Here is a 14,957-nt window from a genome sequence, read left to right on the forward strand (position 1 = left end):
CGACGGATGCCTACATTCTACGACGACGCGCTCGTCGCGGCACGAGGGCGCTTCGGTCGCGTCGCATCTCCCGAGCGGCACGAGCCCGATTGCTGGAGTGCCAGGCGGATCAGCAGCTCGCAGAGCTTGTCCAGGTCGGGCGGTTCGTGGAACTCGGCGCGGATTGTCAGCTCGCGCTCGCTCTGCTGACGCTGCCCGGTCTTCCGTTCATAGCGGCGCGCCACGACTCACACCTCGCCGGTCTCCGGGTCGACGCCCGCGAAGAAGGCATCCTCTGCCTCCTGGCGCGCGTCCACCATGTCGATCACGAACCGAACGAAGTCCTCATCGCGATCCGTGATCGGTGAGTCCTCGATGGGTTGCGCGGGGTCTTCACCGGGCCAGCTCGTCTGGCGAGTCGGGCGGTCCCTTTCGAGCCGAGTGCCGCACGCCGCCACCCAGTCGCGAAGGCGGGCGCGGCTATCGGCGAAGTCGCGGTGCCAGCCGAGCGGTGCGGACCCGTTCTGCTCCGGGTCGTACGCGCACAGCCAGTGCAGGTGTAGCGCCGACAGCTCCCAGAGGAGTTCGGGGTGGCGGTGCCCGTACGGCGGTACGACGCTTGCGGGAAGTCCGTAGGTGTGGCGGAGCCAGTCCACCCAGCGGTTCAGTTCGAGCAACTCGGCTTCGAGATCGTTGGCGGTCAGCAGGTTCCAGTTGACCGGGTGCGGCGGCTCGGGCACGTCGAATCGAGGTGATGCCGGGCCTGCCTCGGGCGGCGTGTCGTCGTGCTCTGGGAAGAACTGATCGGTCATGGCGAAGTCGCTCACATTCCGATGGCGGTCGCGTTGGACGGCGCAGCCTGCTGCGGAGCGGCGAAAGCCGTTGCGTCCCGGCCGGAAGTGCGTTCGCTGCGGTCCACCTCGTAGCGGGTTCGGGCCAGGTCGTGACCGATGCGCGTTGCGATGAACTCCTCGCCTTCGTACCGCTGGCCGCCTCGCTCGTAGGAGTAGTCGCGCACCCGTCCGTCGGCGATGATGTTGTCGCCCTTGGCGAGCCGCTCGGCTCCCTGCTCAGCAGCACCGCGATACGCGATGAGATCGTGGAAGGTCGTCTCGAACTGCGTGAAGGTGTTATCGGGCTCCTTGCGGTAGTGCTCGATCCCGACCTTCATGTACAGACGCGCGTCACCGCGCTCGGTGTAACTGAGCTGCGGGTCCGAGGCGACGAAACCGGAAATGGACTGGTGGGTGCGAATGGCCATGATGGCGTCCTCCTGGACTCGGGCGACCAGCCGTGCGTGGCCGCTGTGTCAGGCAGGTGCGCTTCCGCGCCCAGGTCCGCGCTCAGGAGGCGGGACGGCGACGCAGCAGTGCTTCGAGTTCGTAGCGGTCCCTGCCGAGTTGCGCGGCATCGGCCCGGGTCGGCCAGGCGCGCAGATCGGTGACGATGGGCGGCGCGGAGCGCAGCATCGTGATGCCGGTGCGAAGGGTCGCGGTGAGGTTGTCGGGCCTCGTGCTGGTCGTGACGACCGCGCCGGGTGCGTCGAGGATCGCGTTGATGACGACGTGCAGGCCCTTGCCTGAGCGGGGTGGGCCGATCAGCAGGATCGAGTCTTCGACCGATGCCCAGACCTTCGTGCTACGGCTGGCACCCAGGAGGTACCCGACATCCTGCGGGGCTGGTGACTCCACGGAGGGTCGCAGGGTGGCCGCGCGGTTAAGCAGTGCCTTCGCGGATGCTGCGGCCTTTGACCTCGTGGCTGGTCGCGATCCCCGCGAGTCGGCGCGGGTCGGTCTCTGTCTTCCGCGTGTACCGACGCAGAACGATCCACACCCAGACGATCCCTGCGGCGAGCCCACCCAGAAGCGCCGCGCTGACAAGCCAGTAAACGACCGGGTTGAGCCCGTCGGCACCGAGCGCGGTCGCCGGCTTCGGGCTGCGGTGTGCCGGTGAGGAACGCGGCGACGCTACCGGCGGCGCGGAGAACAAGAGCGATCCCGAACATGCCGATCAAGCCAATGAGGGCGGCGTTGGTGAGTTCGTCGCCCATGCCACTGGCTTGCCGCTGGTTCATGGCAGCCGCCGCACCGCGCGCGTGCCCGAGATACGCCCCAGCAGGATCACCTCGTGTGTGCTTGCGTCGGACAGGACGTCGAGGTCGATGATTGCGCGGGCTTCGCCGGTTCCGGTGGCGTCGGTGTGGGAGACGATCGCCGCGACGGCGACATCCTCTCCGGGCACGAACCCATCGGCGGTGACCTCAGCCAAGCGCGGCACCCGTCGGGCGTGGCGACTCCGACGAGTCTCCGGCACAGGGGTCTCGGACGAGGCCACTGCCCGTCGTGGCTTCCGGGTGCGGAGGATGTCGGTGAAGACGCTGCCGTCGCTCTCGCGCACCTCGACCCGAACCGCGATCGTGCGGTCCTGGGTGATGGCACCCATGAGCGACCCGAACGTCGCCCGCGTCCACGCGCTCACCTCCGGTGACGGGAACGGTGTTCCATCGACCGTCGCGGTGAGCGTGCCGTCTTCGGCGACGGTGACGAGGACGTGCGGCAGCTCGACGGGAGCCGTGGCATCTTCGTCGGTTGGGGTGGATCGGCGTGGGCTGGTGAGGTTCATCGGTGGCCTCCTGCTGCGCGGCTGCTGGTGTCGAACAGGGCGAGCTCCGCCGGGTGGAGTTGGTGCTGGCAGACGAAGCTCCTGGCCTTGATCCGCCACAGGCCTTGGCCGACGCCGAGGTTCGGCAAGAGTTGCTGCTCAGTACCGGTTAGGCCGAGCGTGGTCGCGGTCGGCCCGAGCTGGTCGGACTCCTGCCGGTACACGATCCGGGTCTCGGCATTCGCAAGCAGCGAGTTGGCTAGCGCTCAAGGAGATCGGCAAACTCGGGCGGACACTGAAACGACGAGCCACCGACGTGCTCGCCTACTTCGACCGGCCCGGCACTTCGAACAGCCCGACCGAGGCGATCAACGGCCGCCTCGAGCACCTCCGCGGCTCCGCCCTCGGCTTCCGCAACCTCACCAACTACATCGCCCGATCGCTCCTCGAAACCGGAGGATTCAGACCACTGCTACACCCTCAAATGCGATGAGCCCCATAACCCGCTTCGTCTCCATTCGGCCTTGCGCGCTGCACGGTCGACAAGTCTCGCCGCCGGGCGCTGACCTTGGGGTCCGATATGCTTCCCGCATGTCGAGTGGGCAGATGGAACGGCGCATTAGTTGGCGAACGATTCGCACGGAGTCGGGTTCGGCTTTGCTCTTGGTCGTCGTCGCAGCGGTCGCCTTGCTCTGGGCGAACTCGCCACTCTCCGAGGCCTATTTCGGGCTGTGGGATGTCGAGATCGGGTTCGATGTCGGCGTGTTCGGACTGCACATGAACCTGCACCACTGGATCAACGACGGCCTCATGGTGGTTTTCTTCTTCGTCGTTGGCCTCGAGGTGCGACAGGAGTTCGCGCATGGGACGCTCCGAGACGCCAGCCGCGCGCGTCTCGCGTTGATCGCTGGCGTCGCTGGCGTGGCACTGCCCGCAGTTTTCTACATCCTGATCGTGGCCGCCGCGGGCGGCGACGGGCTCGGTGGATGGGGCGCGGTGGTCGGTACCGACACCGCGTTCCTGTTGGGTGCCCTCGCGCTCGTCGGTCCGAAACTCTCCGGCCAGTTGCGGGTGTTCCTACTCACCCTCACCGTCGTCGATGACTTCTTCGCCGTCTCCATCATCGGCATTGTCTACAGCGACGAGATCCGGCTCGTTCCGCTGCTGATCGCAGTTGCCTGCCTCGCCGGGTTGTGGCTTCTGGGTCGTTCGCGGCAATGGAGCGGCACACCGTACGTGCTGATTGTCATTGTGCTCTGGTTCGCGACCGTTGATTCCGGAGTCCACGCCTCCCTCGCGGGCATGGTCGCAGGACTCCTTATCCCCGCCTACCCGACTCGTCGGCAACAGGTGGTCGCGGCTCGTCAGCTGTTCCGCGACTTCTGGCAGTCGCCGAGCGCGGGATCGGCCCGCGCAGTCGATCGAGGCTTGGCGCGAGGTATCTCGGTAAATGAACGCATGCACGAGGTCTTGCGCATGCCGACCGCGCTCGTCATCGTCCCGATCTTCGCGCTCGCGAACGCTGGCGTCGACCTGCGCGGCGGCCTGCTCGTCGATTCCTTCCAGTCCTCCGTGACGTGGGGAGTCATCGTGGGTCTCGTGCTCGGCAAACTTCTCGGCATCGGTCTCGCCACCTTCGTCGCTGTGAAGCTTGGAGCCGGTCGGCTACCCGAGGGTGTCGGGATGGGCAGCGTGTTTGGCGGCGCGGCGCTTTCGGGGATCGGGTTCACCGTGTCGCTCCTGGTGATCGGCCTCGCGTTCGGCTCGACGTCCGACCTGGGTCGGCAAGCGACCGTCGGCGTGTTGGTCGCGATGGTGCTCGCTACCGCGCTTGGTTGGCTGATTTTCCGGGTTGCTGCGAAACGCTGGGGAGAGGAGACGGCAGATCTGCCGATGGTGCTCACACCACCCGTTGATCCTGAAGTCGACCACATCCGCGGACCAGAGGACGCCCAGCTCACGCTCGTCGAGTACATCGACTTCGAATGCCCCTATTGCGCGCACGCAACGGGTTCCTGGGAGGACCTTCGCAGCCGGTTCGGGGACGATCTCCGGTATGTCGTTCGCCATCTGCCACATCACCCTCACGGCCCCATAGCCGCACGAGCGTCGGAGGCGGCATCGAATCAGGGGATGTTCTGGCCGTGGCTGGACTTCGTCTTCACGCGGCAAGATGCGCTCGAGCGCGAAGATCTGATCCGCTACGCCGAAGAGCTGGGCCTGGATGTCGCCCAGTTCACGGCTGACCTCGATAGTGCCGCCGTACGTGCCCGTGTGGAGCGGGATCTCGAAAGCGCCGATGCAAGCGGGGCGCACGCCACCCCGACGTTCTTCGTAGACGGCCGACGGTTGCTGGGTAACTACGACGCTCGAACGCTCACCTCAGCCCTCGAAGCCAGCCGCCGAGGCACACGAACCCAGGAAGTGCGCTCCTGAGTCGTCAGACGTCGCGGGGCGCGTCGATACACCTGCCCGAGCGAACAAGAACACCCGATGGCAGGGCGCTCGTCGCCCTCGACAGCGCTGGCGCGGGAATGTACCTCCCCGTTGCGGCACTCTTCCTCATCCAAGTTCGCGGATTCTCGGTTACGGACGCGGGCCTCGCATTGGGCATCGGGGCAGGCGTCGGACTGCTGTTCCCCGTGCTCGCCGGGACGCTGGTCGACCGAGTTGGCCCTCGCAGGGTGATCGGCACCGGACAGTTGCTCCGAGCCATCGCGATGCTCGTCTACCTACTCGTACCCGGTTGGCCCGGGGCGATTGCCGGGAGCGCGATCTGCGCCGCCGGGATGCAGCTGCACTACGGATCGCTATACGCCTTCCTGACAGCATTGCGTCCCAGCGACGGGTCTCACGATGCGCAGTTCGCTCGCGTTGAGATGGTGCGTTCGGCTGGCTAGGTGCTGGCGCGCTCCTCGGTGCCGTGCTGCTGGCCTGGGACCCCGCCATGTTGCCTTGGCTGCTGGCGGTCAAACTCGTCACGTCGACGATGGCAGCCATACTTGTGTTCACGATGCGGATGCCGCCGCACACGCCATCTCGCTCGGTGAAGGCTACGTCCGCCGCACCGGGAGTGCTACGGAACCCCTGCGTGTCAGGGTGAGTTGAGTCCAGCGCTTCACAGCAACCCCGCCTGCAGGGCGAGATACGGATCAACTCCTCGATGACGATTTCCAGCCTGGCCGTGGCCGGGGACAATGCCCGCATGGACTCTTCGCATCCCCGATCGGATGGCCCGCGCCGATGCCGCGCTTTTTCACCGGCGGACAAGCTCGCGTATCTGGCCGCGTACGAGCAGGCCTGCGAGCGAAGCGAGGGCGGCGCCTACTTGCGCCGGGAGGGTTTGTACTCGTCCCTGATCAGTGAGTGGCGCAAGCAACGCGACGCCGGTGTCCTCGACGACAAGCCGGCCGACGCGAAGGTCGGGAAGCTGACCGCCGAGCAGGCCGAGATCGCCCGCCTGCGGCGTGAACTCGACCGCACCAACAAGCGTCTCGCGACGACCGAGGTGGCCCTCGAGATCATGGGAAAAGCGCACGCGCTCTTGGAACAGATCTACGAGAGCGCGGACACCGACGAGCCGCGCAAGAAGCGTTGATGGCCGCCCACCACACTCTCACCGCAGCCGGTGTCAGCACCAGGGCCGCAACAACATTGACGTCGGTTGTGCGGTCGACGGCCGTCCGTGACAAGACCCGGGCCGCGGCCCCGGCGCGGGATACGGCGCCCCCGCGGCGGGTGCCGGCGAACAAGCTCACTCCCGAAGAACGCGCCGCTGTGCTCAGCACGCTCGACTGCGACCGGTTCGTCGACCAGGCCCCGCTCGAGGTCTACGCGCAACTCCTCGACGAGGGCACCTACCTGTTTTCGGTGTCGACGATGTACCGGGTCCTGCGGGAGAACACGCAGGTCAGCGACCGCCGGCGGCAGGCCCGGCTCCCGCCAAGGCGTGTCCGGAGTTGGTGGCCGACGCGCCGCGGCAGGTCTACACCTGGGACATCACCAAGTTGCCCGGCCCGACCAAGGGCGTCTACTTCGACGCCTACGTGATGGTCGACATCTACTCCCGCTACATCGTCGGAGTACACGTCCAGACCCGCGAATCCGGTTTGCTCGCGGTGGAATTCATGACCGAAATCTTTGCCGTGCACGGTATCCCGAACGTCGTGCATGCGGACCGGGGGACGTCGATGACCAGCAAACCCGTCGCTGCCCTGCTCGCCGATCTCGAGGTGACCCGCTCACACTCGCGCCCGAAGGTCTCCAACGACAACCCGTACTCCGAATCGCTGTTCAAGACCCTCGAGTACGGGCCGGCGTTCCCGGAGCGCTTCGGGTCGATCCACCACGCCCGACAGTTCATGGAAACGTTTGTCACCTGGTACAACCACGATCACCGGCACAGCGGAATCGGTCTGCACACCCCCGCAGACGTTCACTTCGGGCTCGCTGCCCAGAAGGCCGCGGAGCGCTCCATCGTCCTCGCTGAGGCTCGTCGCGCCCATCCCGAACGATTCGGAGCCACGGACCGAGGGCCGAAGATCCTGGACCTGCCCACCGAGGCGTGGATCAACCAGCCCGCCGTCATCGACGGCACCGAACCTGCGGCAGATCAGGCGGCCGCGTAACACCCGTTGGACTCAATCACCTTGACAAGTTCCGGCTTCCGTGGCTACGTCGCGCGCTGCCGTCCCGTGTGCTCGATCTCGCTCCCGACGAGACTGAAGCCGGAGCCTAACCCGTCCGCATCCGACGGGTGAGGACGACGCCACCACCTGTTACAAGAGATGCTGGTAGTCACGTAGCGCTTGCTCTGTCGGGGTGAGGAGCAACTCCTGCCGATAATGCATGTCGCAAATCTCACTGAGGAAGAACTCGAGGTCGTCTCGCTTCGCGAATCCTGCGAGCTGCGAACGGTTCCGCAGCCGTATGTCAACAAGAGCCGTCGCGCCGCTGTCGGAGAGCAGACCGAAGAACTCGCGCGTCTTCTTCTTCGCGAACCCGATGGTAAACAGCCGCATCGTCTTGCCTCCCACGGTCGATGAACCTGCTTACCACGAGACCCGCTTGGTACAGTTCCGAAATGGATCACCTTTCCTCAGTGTCCACCCACGTCCAGCCCGATGTCCGGGTGCGTGGTGCCCGCGAACACAACCTCAAGGACGTCGATCTCACGGTTCCGCGTGACGCGATGGTTGTGTTCACGGGCGTGTCCGGATCCGGGAAGTCCTCCTTGGCTTTCGGCACGTTGTACGCGGAGTCGCAGCGGCGCTACTTGGAGTCAGTTGCCCCGTACGCGCGGCGACTGATCGACCAGGCGGGTGTCCCCGACGTCGACTCCATCACCGGGATGCCGCCCGCAGTCGCCTTGCAGCAGCAGCGCGGAGGGCGCAGCGCGCGCTCCTCTGTAGGCAGCATTACCACGCTGTCGAGTGTGGTTCGGATGCTCTATTCGCGAGCCGGTGAATACCCAGACGGTCAGCCGATGCTCTACGCCGAGGACTTCTCCGCGAACACCGTGCAGGGCGCGTGCCCCGAGTGCCACGGCATCGGCAGAGTGTACGCGGTGACCGAGGAGCGGATGGTGCCCGATCCCTCACTCACCATCCGGGAGCACGCCATCGCATCGTGGCCGACCGCCTGGCACGGCCACCAGTTGCGGGACGTGCTCGTCGCGCTCGGCTACGACGTCGACGTACCGTGGAAGGATCTGCCGAAGAAGGATCGGGACTGGATCCTCTATACCGACGAGACCCCCTTCGTTCCCGTCCACTCTCGACTCACACTCGCCGAGGCGCGCCGGGCAATCCGAGCAGGAATCGAACCGAGCTACTCGGGCACCTTCGTCGGCGCGCGGCGGTACGTGCTCGACACTTTCGCGAACACGAAGAGCGCGTCGATGAAGCGCCGCGTAGCCCAGTTCATGAGCGCGGCGGTCTGCCCGGTGTGCCATGGGAAGCGGCTCAAACCCGAAGCACTGACGGTGACGTTCGAAGGACTCGATATCGCGGACTTCTCAGCCTTGCCACTGCGTGAATTGGCTGAGCTCCTCGAGTCCGTCGTCGCCGAGTCTGACCGCGAGGGCGAGACCTCCGGCGCCGTGGTAGACGTCGCGACTAGACGTGAAGCCGTCGAGCAGCGCGTTGCTGCTGGCGGCTCCGCGCACTCCGCTGCGCCGGATGTCCGTCGCACACCGAATCAGTCTGTCGAGAAGCGCGCCGCGGCAGCCCGCCTGGGCGCAGAATTGCTGGACCGCCTGCGCCCCATCATCGATCTCGGACTCGGTTACCTCTCGCTAGGTCGCACTACGCCGACACTGTCCGGAGGGGAGCTACAACGACTTCGACTCGCCACGCAGCTCACGTCGGAACTGTTCGGTGTTGTCTACGTTCTCGACGAACCGTCAGCCGGTCTCCATCCGCACGACGTCACCGCGCTGCTGGGTATCCTCGACGGGCTGAAGCAGCGCGGCAACAGCCTCTTCGTCGTGGAGCATTCCGTCGACGTCATGCGGCACGCGGACTGGCTGGTCGACATCGGCCCCGGAGCCGGGGAACGCGGCGGGCGCGTGATCTACAGCGGACCCACGGACGGGCTCGCGGAGGTCGACGAGTCGGTGACGCGCGGATACATCTTCGGGGGCAGCGGCCTTCCACCGCACCAGCCCCGTGCCGCCCACGACTGGTTGCAGCTGGAGCACGTCACCCGCAACAACCTGCGGGACGTATCTGTGGCGCTACCGCTCGGAACGCTCACGGCTGTCACTGGCGTGTCAGGGTCGGGGAAGTCCAGCCTTGTCAGTCAAGTCCTGCCTGCCCTCATCGGCGCCAGGCAAGGAGACGCCCCTCGCGTCGAGGAGGAAAGCGCTGAGGCCGACGCCCTGCTCCTCACTGACGAGTCCGATGAACTCGGAGGGTCGGTCGAGGGCGATCTCACGACCGTCCGGCGTGTGGTGAGCATCGACCAGAAACCCATCGGCCGCACGCCCCGCTCCAACGTCGCGACCTACACAGGACTCTTCGATCATGTGCGGCGCCGGTTCGCCGAGACGCTGGAAGCTCGGACACGCGGATACAAGCCCGGTCGGTTCTCCTTCAATGTCGCAGGCGGCCGTTGCCCGACCTGTGAGGGTGAAGGCTCCGTGATGGTCGAGCTGCTCTTCCTGCCCTCGGTCTACACCGTGTGTCCCGACTGCCATGGCACCCGCTATCAATCGAGCACCCTGGAGATCACCTGGCGAGGGCGCAACATCGCGGAAATCCTCGCGATGAGCGTCGAAGAGGCTCACGAGTTCTTCGCCGGCGAGTACGACGTGATGCGCTCCCTCACCTCGCTGGTCGATGTCGGGCTCGGTTATCTGCGCTTGGGACAGCCGGCCACAGAGCTCTCCGGTGGGGAGGCGCAGCGTGTGAAGCTGGCCACCGAACTGCAACGAGCGCAGCGCGGCGACACTCTGTACGTGCTCGATGAGCCGACCTCCGGATTGCACTGTGCCGACGCAGACCGTCTAGTTACCCACCTTCAGACTCTCGTCGATGCGGGCAACACGGTCGTGATGGTGGAACTCGACATGCGAGTGGTCGGCGCAGCCGACTACGTCATCGATCTCGGGCCGGGAGCCGGTGACAACGGCGGCACAGTGGTCGCGTCCGGAACGCCAGCAGAGGTCGCCGCGTCGAGAAACAGCGCTTCAGCACCGTATCTCGCCGCCGCCCTCGCCGAGGCCGCGACGCTGACGTCAGGGGCATAACCTTCTCCCTCGAGCATGATGCTCAGCAGGCGCAAGCTGTCGACGAACTCCCGAGGCGCCTCGACGGTGGGGACATGCGCGGCAGATGGCGCGACGACGACTTCGGTGCCGAGCCGACTGGTCATCTCTACCTGCACGTCGAACGGCCACGCTTAGTCGTCGGCAGCGCGCCCAACCCAGAAGGGCACTCCGATCGACGCCACCTCGCCGACCCGGTCGGGGGCCTATCGTCCCGCACCGCGTCCGTTGAGTTCGGACAGCTGCATCGGCAGACGGGCCATAATCGCTATCGCCTGAGATCAGTGCTCGAACCCCCGATTGCTGCACCTGGTCGATACGTGCGGCGAGCTCCTTCGCGTCTGGCACGCTGAGGTGGTCGCGCCAGACCTGCGCGTCCACGGGGCTCAGCCCCACCACCGCCCCGTCACGCTCAGCGAGCCAAAGCGTCTCGACTGCTCCCAGCCTGGACAGGATGCGACCTGTCACCGGGTCATTGGGCTCGACCAGCATGGACAGCACCATCCTCGCGGTGCGCTCGTCGCTCGCGACATCACTCAAGCTGGCCATCGTTGGTTCCTCTCGGCGTTTCACTTACCGACGAGGTACACGGTCGGCCCCGGTTGGGCCGCAGCTAGGAGAGGACTGCGCGGATAAAGATGCCAACTCCCATCAGCAAGAGCGCGCCGTAGAAGGGCAGAATCGACCACGAAGACCAAACGCTCGAGGTCGGTACCCATCGGCCAACAACAGTGTTGACTCGCTCACGCCATCCCGCCGACGCCGGTATCGGATCGTCAGCTTCGGATGGGTCGAGTGAGAACTGCGGGACGGCCCGCGTGCCCCGTGCAACTGTGTCGTACAGGCGCCGATAGGCGCGTTCTTGTCGCAAGTAGTTGGCGTCGAGGAACATGAAGAGCACGACCGCGGCGAGTCCGAGCAGAGCTACCGCCCGGGAGTGCTGGATCAGCGCGAACCCATAGGTGGCCGTCGCAACTGGCAGCAGCCACCCCTTCGCGCTTGATGACGCAGCGGACATGCGAGTGACGACTGCCTGGATGAAGTCGAGGTGCTTCCGCCGATCTTCTTCAGAGGGTGCGCTCGACGTGCTCTACTGTTGCTCGCCTTCCGACACTCGACTCTCAGCGCTTCCCACGCGTCGTCCTTCTCCTTCTCGCTGTAGTTGCTTTCGGGCGGCCAGATGTGTCCGATGGGGTCGCCTTCCCAGCGAGGCACAAGATAAATGTGCAAATGGAAGACGGTCTGGCTCGCCGCACTGCCGTTGGACTGGATGACATTGAGCCCGTCCGGATTGACTGCACGTTTGACCGCTGCGGCGAGCCGGGTTGTTGCGTCAGCGAGCTGTTCCGCAGTGCTTCGGTCAAGCGTCCAGATGTCGGGAACGTGGATGCGAGGCACCCCGAAGAGAACCCCCGATCGGATTTCCGATCGGGGGTTTTCTCGTTCCCGGAAGAATCCTCACGCACAGCGGTTCCTCACGCGCAGGCCGGTCTATTCGAACGAGCGCGTCACGAAAGCGTCGACGTCGGCCCGGGAGCGCTCCACCGTCGTGTAGTGCCCGGCCATATAGACGCGGTAGTCGACGTCCGCCCCTGCGACCTTCATATCGGCGGCGAGCGCCGCGGACAGCGGCAACGGGACCATCACGTCGTGGATGCCGTGCGCGAGGAAGACCGGCCGGTCGTAGCCGTCCACCGGGGCGGCGAGATAATCGGCCAGCAGCGACGGCATCGGACCGTCGGCCAGCGGGCGCGCGAGCAGATCCCCGACCTGGATGTCGCGCACCGACTCCTCGAGATCGTCGTAGCAGAGCTCTTCGGCGCGATCGACGACCTCACGGCCGATCGGGGTCAGGTAGCCCTCGACGTCGGCCTCGGGGTAGGCGTCGCGCAGCCCAGCGAAGATGTACCCGCTGAAGCTGACGAGGCCCCACAGTCCAGGATCGGGGAAGCCCGGGACGCCGATCGTGAAGGCCCGTTCGAGGTTCGCCGGAGCACCCGTCGCGACCGTTCCGCGGAAGTCGAGTTCGGGAGCGCGGGAGGTCGCGATCGCAGCGGTGTGCAGCGCCGCGTGTCCTCCCTGCGACTGCCCCATCACGATCCAGCGCTCCGACAGCGGCGCCCCACCGTCGCGGGCGGCCCGGACGATGTCGACGATGCTGTTCGCGGCGCTGGGGCCGTCGAGATAACGGTGGAGACCCTCGGAGCCCAGACCCGGGAAGTCGGCCGAGACGACCGCGTACCCGGAATCGAGCCAGTGTTGCAGATAGGTCCGCTCGAGATCGGAACGCGGCGTGCGGGTCGTGAGCGCGCAGTCGTCGCCCACACCGGTCGTGCCGTGTGCCCACGCGATGACGGGCCAGCCACCCTCGGGGGCATCCCCCCCGGGCAGGAACAACGCGCCCGTGGCGACGGTCGGCTCCCCCGACCGCCACTCGGTGGCGTACTCGAGCTTGATGGCCGTCGCGGCACCGGGCACCGACAGTTCGTCGGGCAGCGGCAGCTGCGAGACCACCGAACCCGGTGCCGGAGCGGACGACGAGGCGACCGGCGAGGCCGCCGCCCCTGCCGGTGTCAGCGCCGCGAGCAGCACGGCACCGCAAAAGGCAGCGCTCCACCATCTCCCCCGAACGGCCATCGATCCCCCTTCACCCGTCACGCCGCAGCGTTGCCGGCTTTCCATGTCGACCACGGGATGTTCCAGTCACCGAGTCCGTCCGTTCCGGGGAGAGTGCCGCCCACGGTGTTGCGGACCACGACGATGTCGCCGCGCTTGGTGTTGTCGAAGATCCACTTGGCGTTGGCGGGGCTGAGGTTCAGGCAGCCGTGACTGACGTTGCGCACACCCTGGTCGCCGAGCGACCACGGGGCGGAGTGGAAGAAGATGCCGCTGTAGGACATCCGCGTCGCCCACTCGACCGGCGTGCGGTAACCCTGCGCCGAGTCGGAGGGGACGCCGTAGGTGGACGAGTCCATGATCATGGACTCGAACCGGTCGCCGATGATGTAGACGCCGTTGGGCGTGGGCGTGGAGTCCTTGCCGAAGGAGGTCGGCATCGCGATGACGTCGACGCCGTTGCGCGTGACAGTGACCTGCTTGGTCGCGTCGTCCGCCGTGATGACCACCGCATCGCCGATAGTGAAGGACGAGTGGACGTCGGACTGACCGAAGAGGCCGTCGCCGAGATCCTTGCCGTAGACGTTCACATCGACGGTGATGGCGGTGCCGGGCACCCAGTAGTTCTCCGGCCGCCACCGCACCTCGCGGTTGTTGACCCAGTAGAAGGCGCCCTCGACGGGCGGGTTCGTGGTGACGGTGATGGCCGCCTCGGCCGCGAGCCGATCCGGGATGTTCTCGTCGAACTGCACGGCGATCGGCTGGCCGATACCCACGATCGAACCCTCACCGGGCAACACGTAGGGCTGGGTGAGATTGGCCGGCGACGAGGTGGTGAAGGCCGCCGTCGACGTGGTCGCGCCGCCGAGTCCGTACGCGACGGTCTCGAGCGTGTAGGAGCGGTTGTAGCCGAGCGGTGCGGTGTTCACCCAGGTGAGTCCGTCGTCGGCGAGTTCGCCCTGCACCGGCTCCCCTGCAGGGTTGAGCAGGGTCACCGAGTCGAGCTTGCCGTTGACCACCGAGACCGTCACCGGGTCGATCGGCGAGAAGCCGACCGATCCGTCGGCGACACTCGACGACACCGTCGGCTTGATCAGCGCCGCCACGGGATTGGAATCGATGGGCACTTCTTCGGCGCCCGTTCCCGAACCGCCGGCGCATCCCGTGACGAACGCAACAACGCCGACGACGACCACTCCGAGGATTCCCCGTACCCGACGACCCCGGGGGTTCCCCGCACTCGACTCCGTCACTTCCATACTCCGATCCCGCCTCCCCCAAGGCACCGAAAACGCACGTCACAACACCGAACACGATGATGCCAGCTTCTCTTGCGGCCGACCCGACGCGACTCCCCCGTACGTCGGTAACGTTCGAATGACAATCGCTCCGACCGTCCGATCCGTTACCTCCACAACCTTACAGAAACATTCTGACCAGCCGATTTGGCGCGTCGCGCGACGGTGTGTAATGTTCTTCTCGTTGCTGGGACGGCATCCCGGGAATACATCGTCAAGCGCCATTAGCTCAATTGGCAGAGCAGCTGACTCTTAATCAGCGGGTTCGGGGTTCGAGTCCCTGATGGCGCACAACACGAAGGCCGGACACCGGAAACGGTGTCCGGCCTTCGTCGTTCGCGGCGGTTCGGCCCCGGAACGAGGAACACCCACGCCGGGTCGGCGTGGGTGTTCCTGTGTGCAGCCGGGGATCAGCGCAGGATTCTGCGCAGTACCAGCAATCCGACGACCGTGCCGGCCGCGATCGCCGCGTACTTCTTCACCTGCGGCTGGTTCACCTTCGCGAGGATGGTCTGCTTCGTGCTTGCCACCAGATTCTTCGGGTTGGCGCGGACGCTCAGTTCGTCGAGTGTGCTCGCGAGCTGATTGCGGGCCTTCTCGATCTCCCGCTCGATGTCCTCGGTGTCCCTAGCCACGTGTCCTCCAGAAGGTCGCTGCAGTGTGCTGCGACCACGGTAATGGACGCGCGCCGGGAA

13 protein-coding genes, 1 tRNA gene and 2 pseudogenes are annotated in these 14,957 nt (G+C 66.1%); 6 read left to right on the plus strand and 10 right to left on the minus strand.

Annotated elements, in window-relative coordinates; translation table 11 throughout:
* Nucleotides 1–17: 17 nt before the first annotated feature.
* The 5 genes from ACQR3U_RS02380 to ACQR3U_RS02400 all read right to left on the minus strand — a co-directional run bounded on the left by ACQR3U_RS02380 (nt 18) and on the right by ACQR3U_RS02400 (nt 2,601).
* On the minus strand, nt 18–224 hold the full coding sequence (locus ACQR3U_RS02380) for a hypothetical protein (protein WP_006554368.1): 207 nt from the start codon (nt 222–224) through the stop codon (nt 18–20).
* 3 nt (nt 225–227) lie between these two features.
* Nucleotides 228–806, minus strand: coding sequence for a hypothetical protein (locus ACQR3U_RS02385; protein ID WP_006554367.1), 579 nt, complete (start codon nt 804–806; stop codon nt 228–230).
* Nucleotides 803–1,240 (minus strand): single-stranded DNA-binding protein, encoded by a 438-nt coding sequence (locus tag ACQR3U_RS02390; protein WP_006554366.1) that lies wholly within the window; start codon nt 1,238–1,240, stop codon nt 803–805. Before ACQR3U_RS02390 ends, ACQR3U_RS02385 begins: the two co-directional genes overlap by 4 nt.
* Nucleotides 1,241–1,322: 82 nt before the next feature.
* Nucleotides 1,323–1,670: a hypothetical protein gene (locus ACQR3U_RS02395; RefSeq protein WP_230809593.1), complete on the minus strand. Its 348-nt coding sequence runs from the start codon at nt 1,668–1,670 to the stop codon at nt 1,323–1,325.
* 379 nt (nt 1,671–2,049) lie between these two features.
* Entirely contained in the window at nt 2,050–2,601 is a 552-nt protein-coding gene (locus ACQR3U_RS02400; RefSeq protein ID WP_230809594.1) for a hypothetical protein, read from the minus strand.
* Between the two features lie 238 nt (nt 2,602–2,839).
* Between ACQR3U_RS02400 and ACQR3U_RS02405 the strand changes: the two are divergent.
* The 4 genes and pseudogenes from ACQR3U_RS02405 to ACQR3U_RS02420 all read left to right on the plus strand — a co-directional run.
* A pseudogene (locus tag ACQR3U_RS02405) lies at nt 2,840–3,073 on the plus strand (transposase); the annotation flags it as partial.
* A gap of 98 nt (nt 3,074–3,171) precedes the next feature.
* Nucleotides 3,172–5,016, plus strand: coding sequence for a Na+/H+ antiporter NhaA (gene nhaA, locus ACQR3U_RS02410; RefSeq protein WP_230809595.1), 1,845 nt, complete (start codon nt 3,172–3,174; stop codon nt 5,014–5,016).
* Between the two features lie 32 nt (nt 5,017–5,048).
* Nucleotides 5,049–5,480 (plus strand): MFS transporter, encoded by a 432-nt coding sequence (locus ACQR3U_RS02415; RefSeq protein ID WP_372477511.1) that lies wholly within the window; start codon nt 5,049–5,051, stop codon nt 5,478–5,480.
* 305 nt (nt 5,481–5,785) lie between these two features.
* Nucleotides 5,786–7,208, plus strand: a pseudogene (locus tag ACQR3U_RS02420) (IS3 family transposase).
* A 150-nt stretch (nt 7,209–7,358) separates the two neighbouring features.
* On the opposite strand, the gene ACQR3U_RS02425 reads toward ACQR3U_RS02420, so the two are convergent.
* Nucleotides 7,359–7,616: a DUF488 family protein gene (locus ACQR3U_RS02425; protein ID WP_230809596.1), complete on the minus strand. Its 258-nt coding sequence runs from the start codon at nt 7,614–7,616 to the stop codon at nt 7,359–7,361.
* A gap of 47 nt (nt 7,617–7,663) precedes the next feature.
* Between ACQR3U_RS02425 and ACQR3U_RS02430 the strand changes: the two genes are divergently transcribed.
* Nucleotides 7,664–10,330, plus strand: coding sequence for an excinuclease ABC subunit UvrA (locus tag ACQR3U_RS02430; RefSeq protein ID WP_094980648.1), 2,667 nt, complete (start codon nt 7,664–7,666; stop codon nt 10,328–10,330).
* Between the two features lie 963 nt (nt 10,331–11,293).
* On the opposite strand, the gene ACQR3U_RS02435 is transcribed toward ACQR3U_RS02430, so the two are convergent.
* The 3 genes from ACQR3U_RS02435 to ACQR3U_RS02445 form a co-directional block, all read right to left on the minus strand.
* Nucleotides 11,294–11,746 carry an HIT family protein gene (locus ACQR3U_RS02435; protein ID WP_072740505.1) on the minus strand — a complete coding sequence of 151 codons (453 nt, stop codon included), beginning with the start codon at nt 11,744–11,746 and terminating at the stop codon, nt 11,294–11,296.
* Nucleotides 11,747–11,839: 93 nt separating this feature from the next.
* Nucleotides 11,840–12,985 carry a lipase family protein gene (locus ACQR3U_RS02440; RefSeq protein WP_230809597.1) on the minus strand — a complete coding sequence of 382 codons (1,146 nt, stop codon included), beginning with the start codon at nt 12,983–12,985 and terminating at the stop codon, nt 11,840–11,842.
* Between the two features lie 17 nt (nt 12,986–13,002).
* A complete protein-coding gene (locus ACQR3U_RS02445; RefSeq protein ID WP_183079146.1) occupies nt 13,003–14,223 on the minus strand; it encodes a L,D-transpeptidase in 1,221 nt (406 codons plus the stop codon).
* 257 nt (nt 14,224–14,480) lie between these two features.
* On the opposite strand from ACQR3U_RS02445, the gene ACQR3U_RS02450 reads away from it, so the two are divergent.
* A tRNA-Lys gene (locus ACQR3U_RS02450) sits at nt 14,481–14,553 on the plus strand.
* Between the two features lie 119 nt (nt 14,554–14,672).
* Here ACQR3U_RS02450 and ACQR3U_RS02455 read toward each other — a convergent pair.
* Nucleotides 14,673–14,897, minus strand: coding sequence for a DUF3618 domain-containing protein (locus tag ACQR3U_RS02455; RefSeq protein WP_006554762.1), 225 nt, complete (start codon nt 14,895–14,897; stop codon nt 14,673–14,675).
* Nucleotides 14,898–14,957 lie beyond the last annotated feature (60 nt).

The organism is Rhodococcus sp. IEGM1339 (assembly GCF_050321925.1).
In the GTDB taxonomy this organism is placed as follows: domain Bacteria; phylum Actinomycetota; class Actinomycetes; order Mycobacteriales; family Mycobacteriaceae; genus Rhodococcus; species Rhodococcus pyridinivorans.

Coding starts and splice junctions, on each gene's coding strand:
- ACQR3U_RS02440 (WP_230809597.1), bottom strand. CDS start 12,985: ATGGCCGTTCGGGGGAGATGGTGGAGCGCTGCCTTTTGCGGTGCCGTG.
- ACQR3U_RS02390 (WP_006554366.1), bottom strand. CDS start 1,240: ATGGCCATTCGCACCCACCAGTCCATTTCCGGTTTCGTCGCCTCGGAC.
- nhaA (WP_230809595.1), top strand. CDS start 3,172: ATGTCGAGTGGGCAGATGGAACGGCGCATTAGTTGGCGAACGATTCGC.
- ACQR3U_RS02400 (WP_230809594.1), bottom strand. CDS start 2,601: ATGAACCTCACCAGCCCACGCCGATCCACCCCAACCGACGAAGATGCC.
- ACQR3U_RS02445 (WP_183079146.1), bottom strand. CDS start 14,223: ATGGAAGTGACGGAGTCGAGTGCGGGGAACCCCCGGGGTCGTCGGGTA.
- ACQR3U_RS02430 (WP_094980648.1), top strand. CDS start 7,664: ATGGATCACCTTTCCTCAGTGTCCACCCACGTCCAGCCCGATGTCCGG.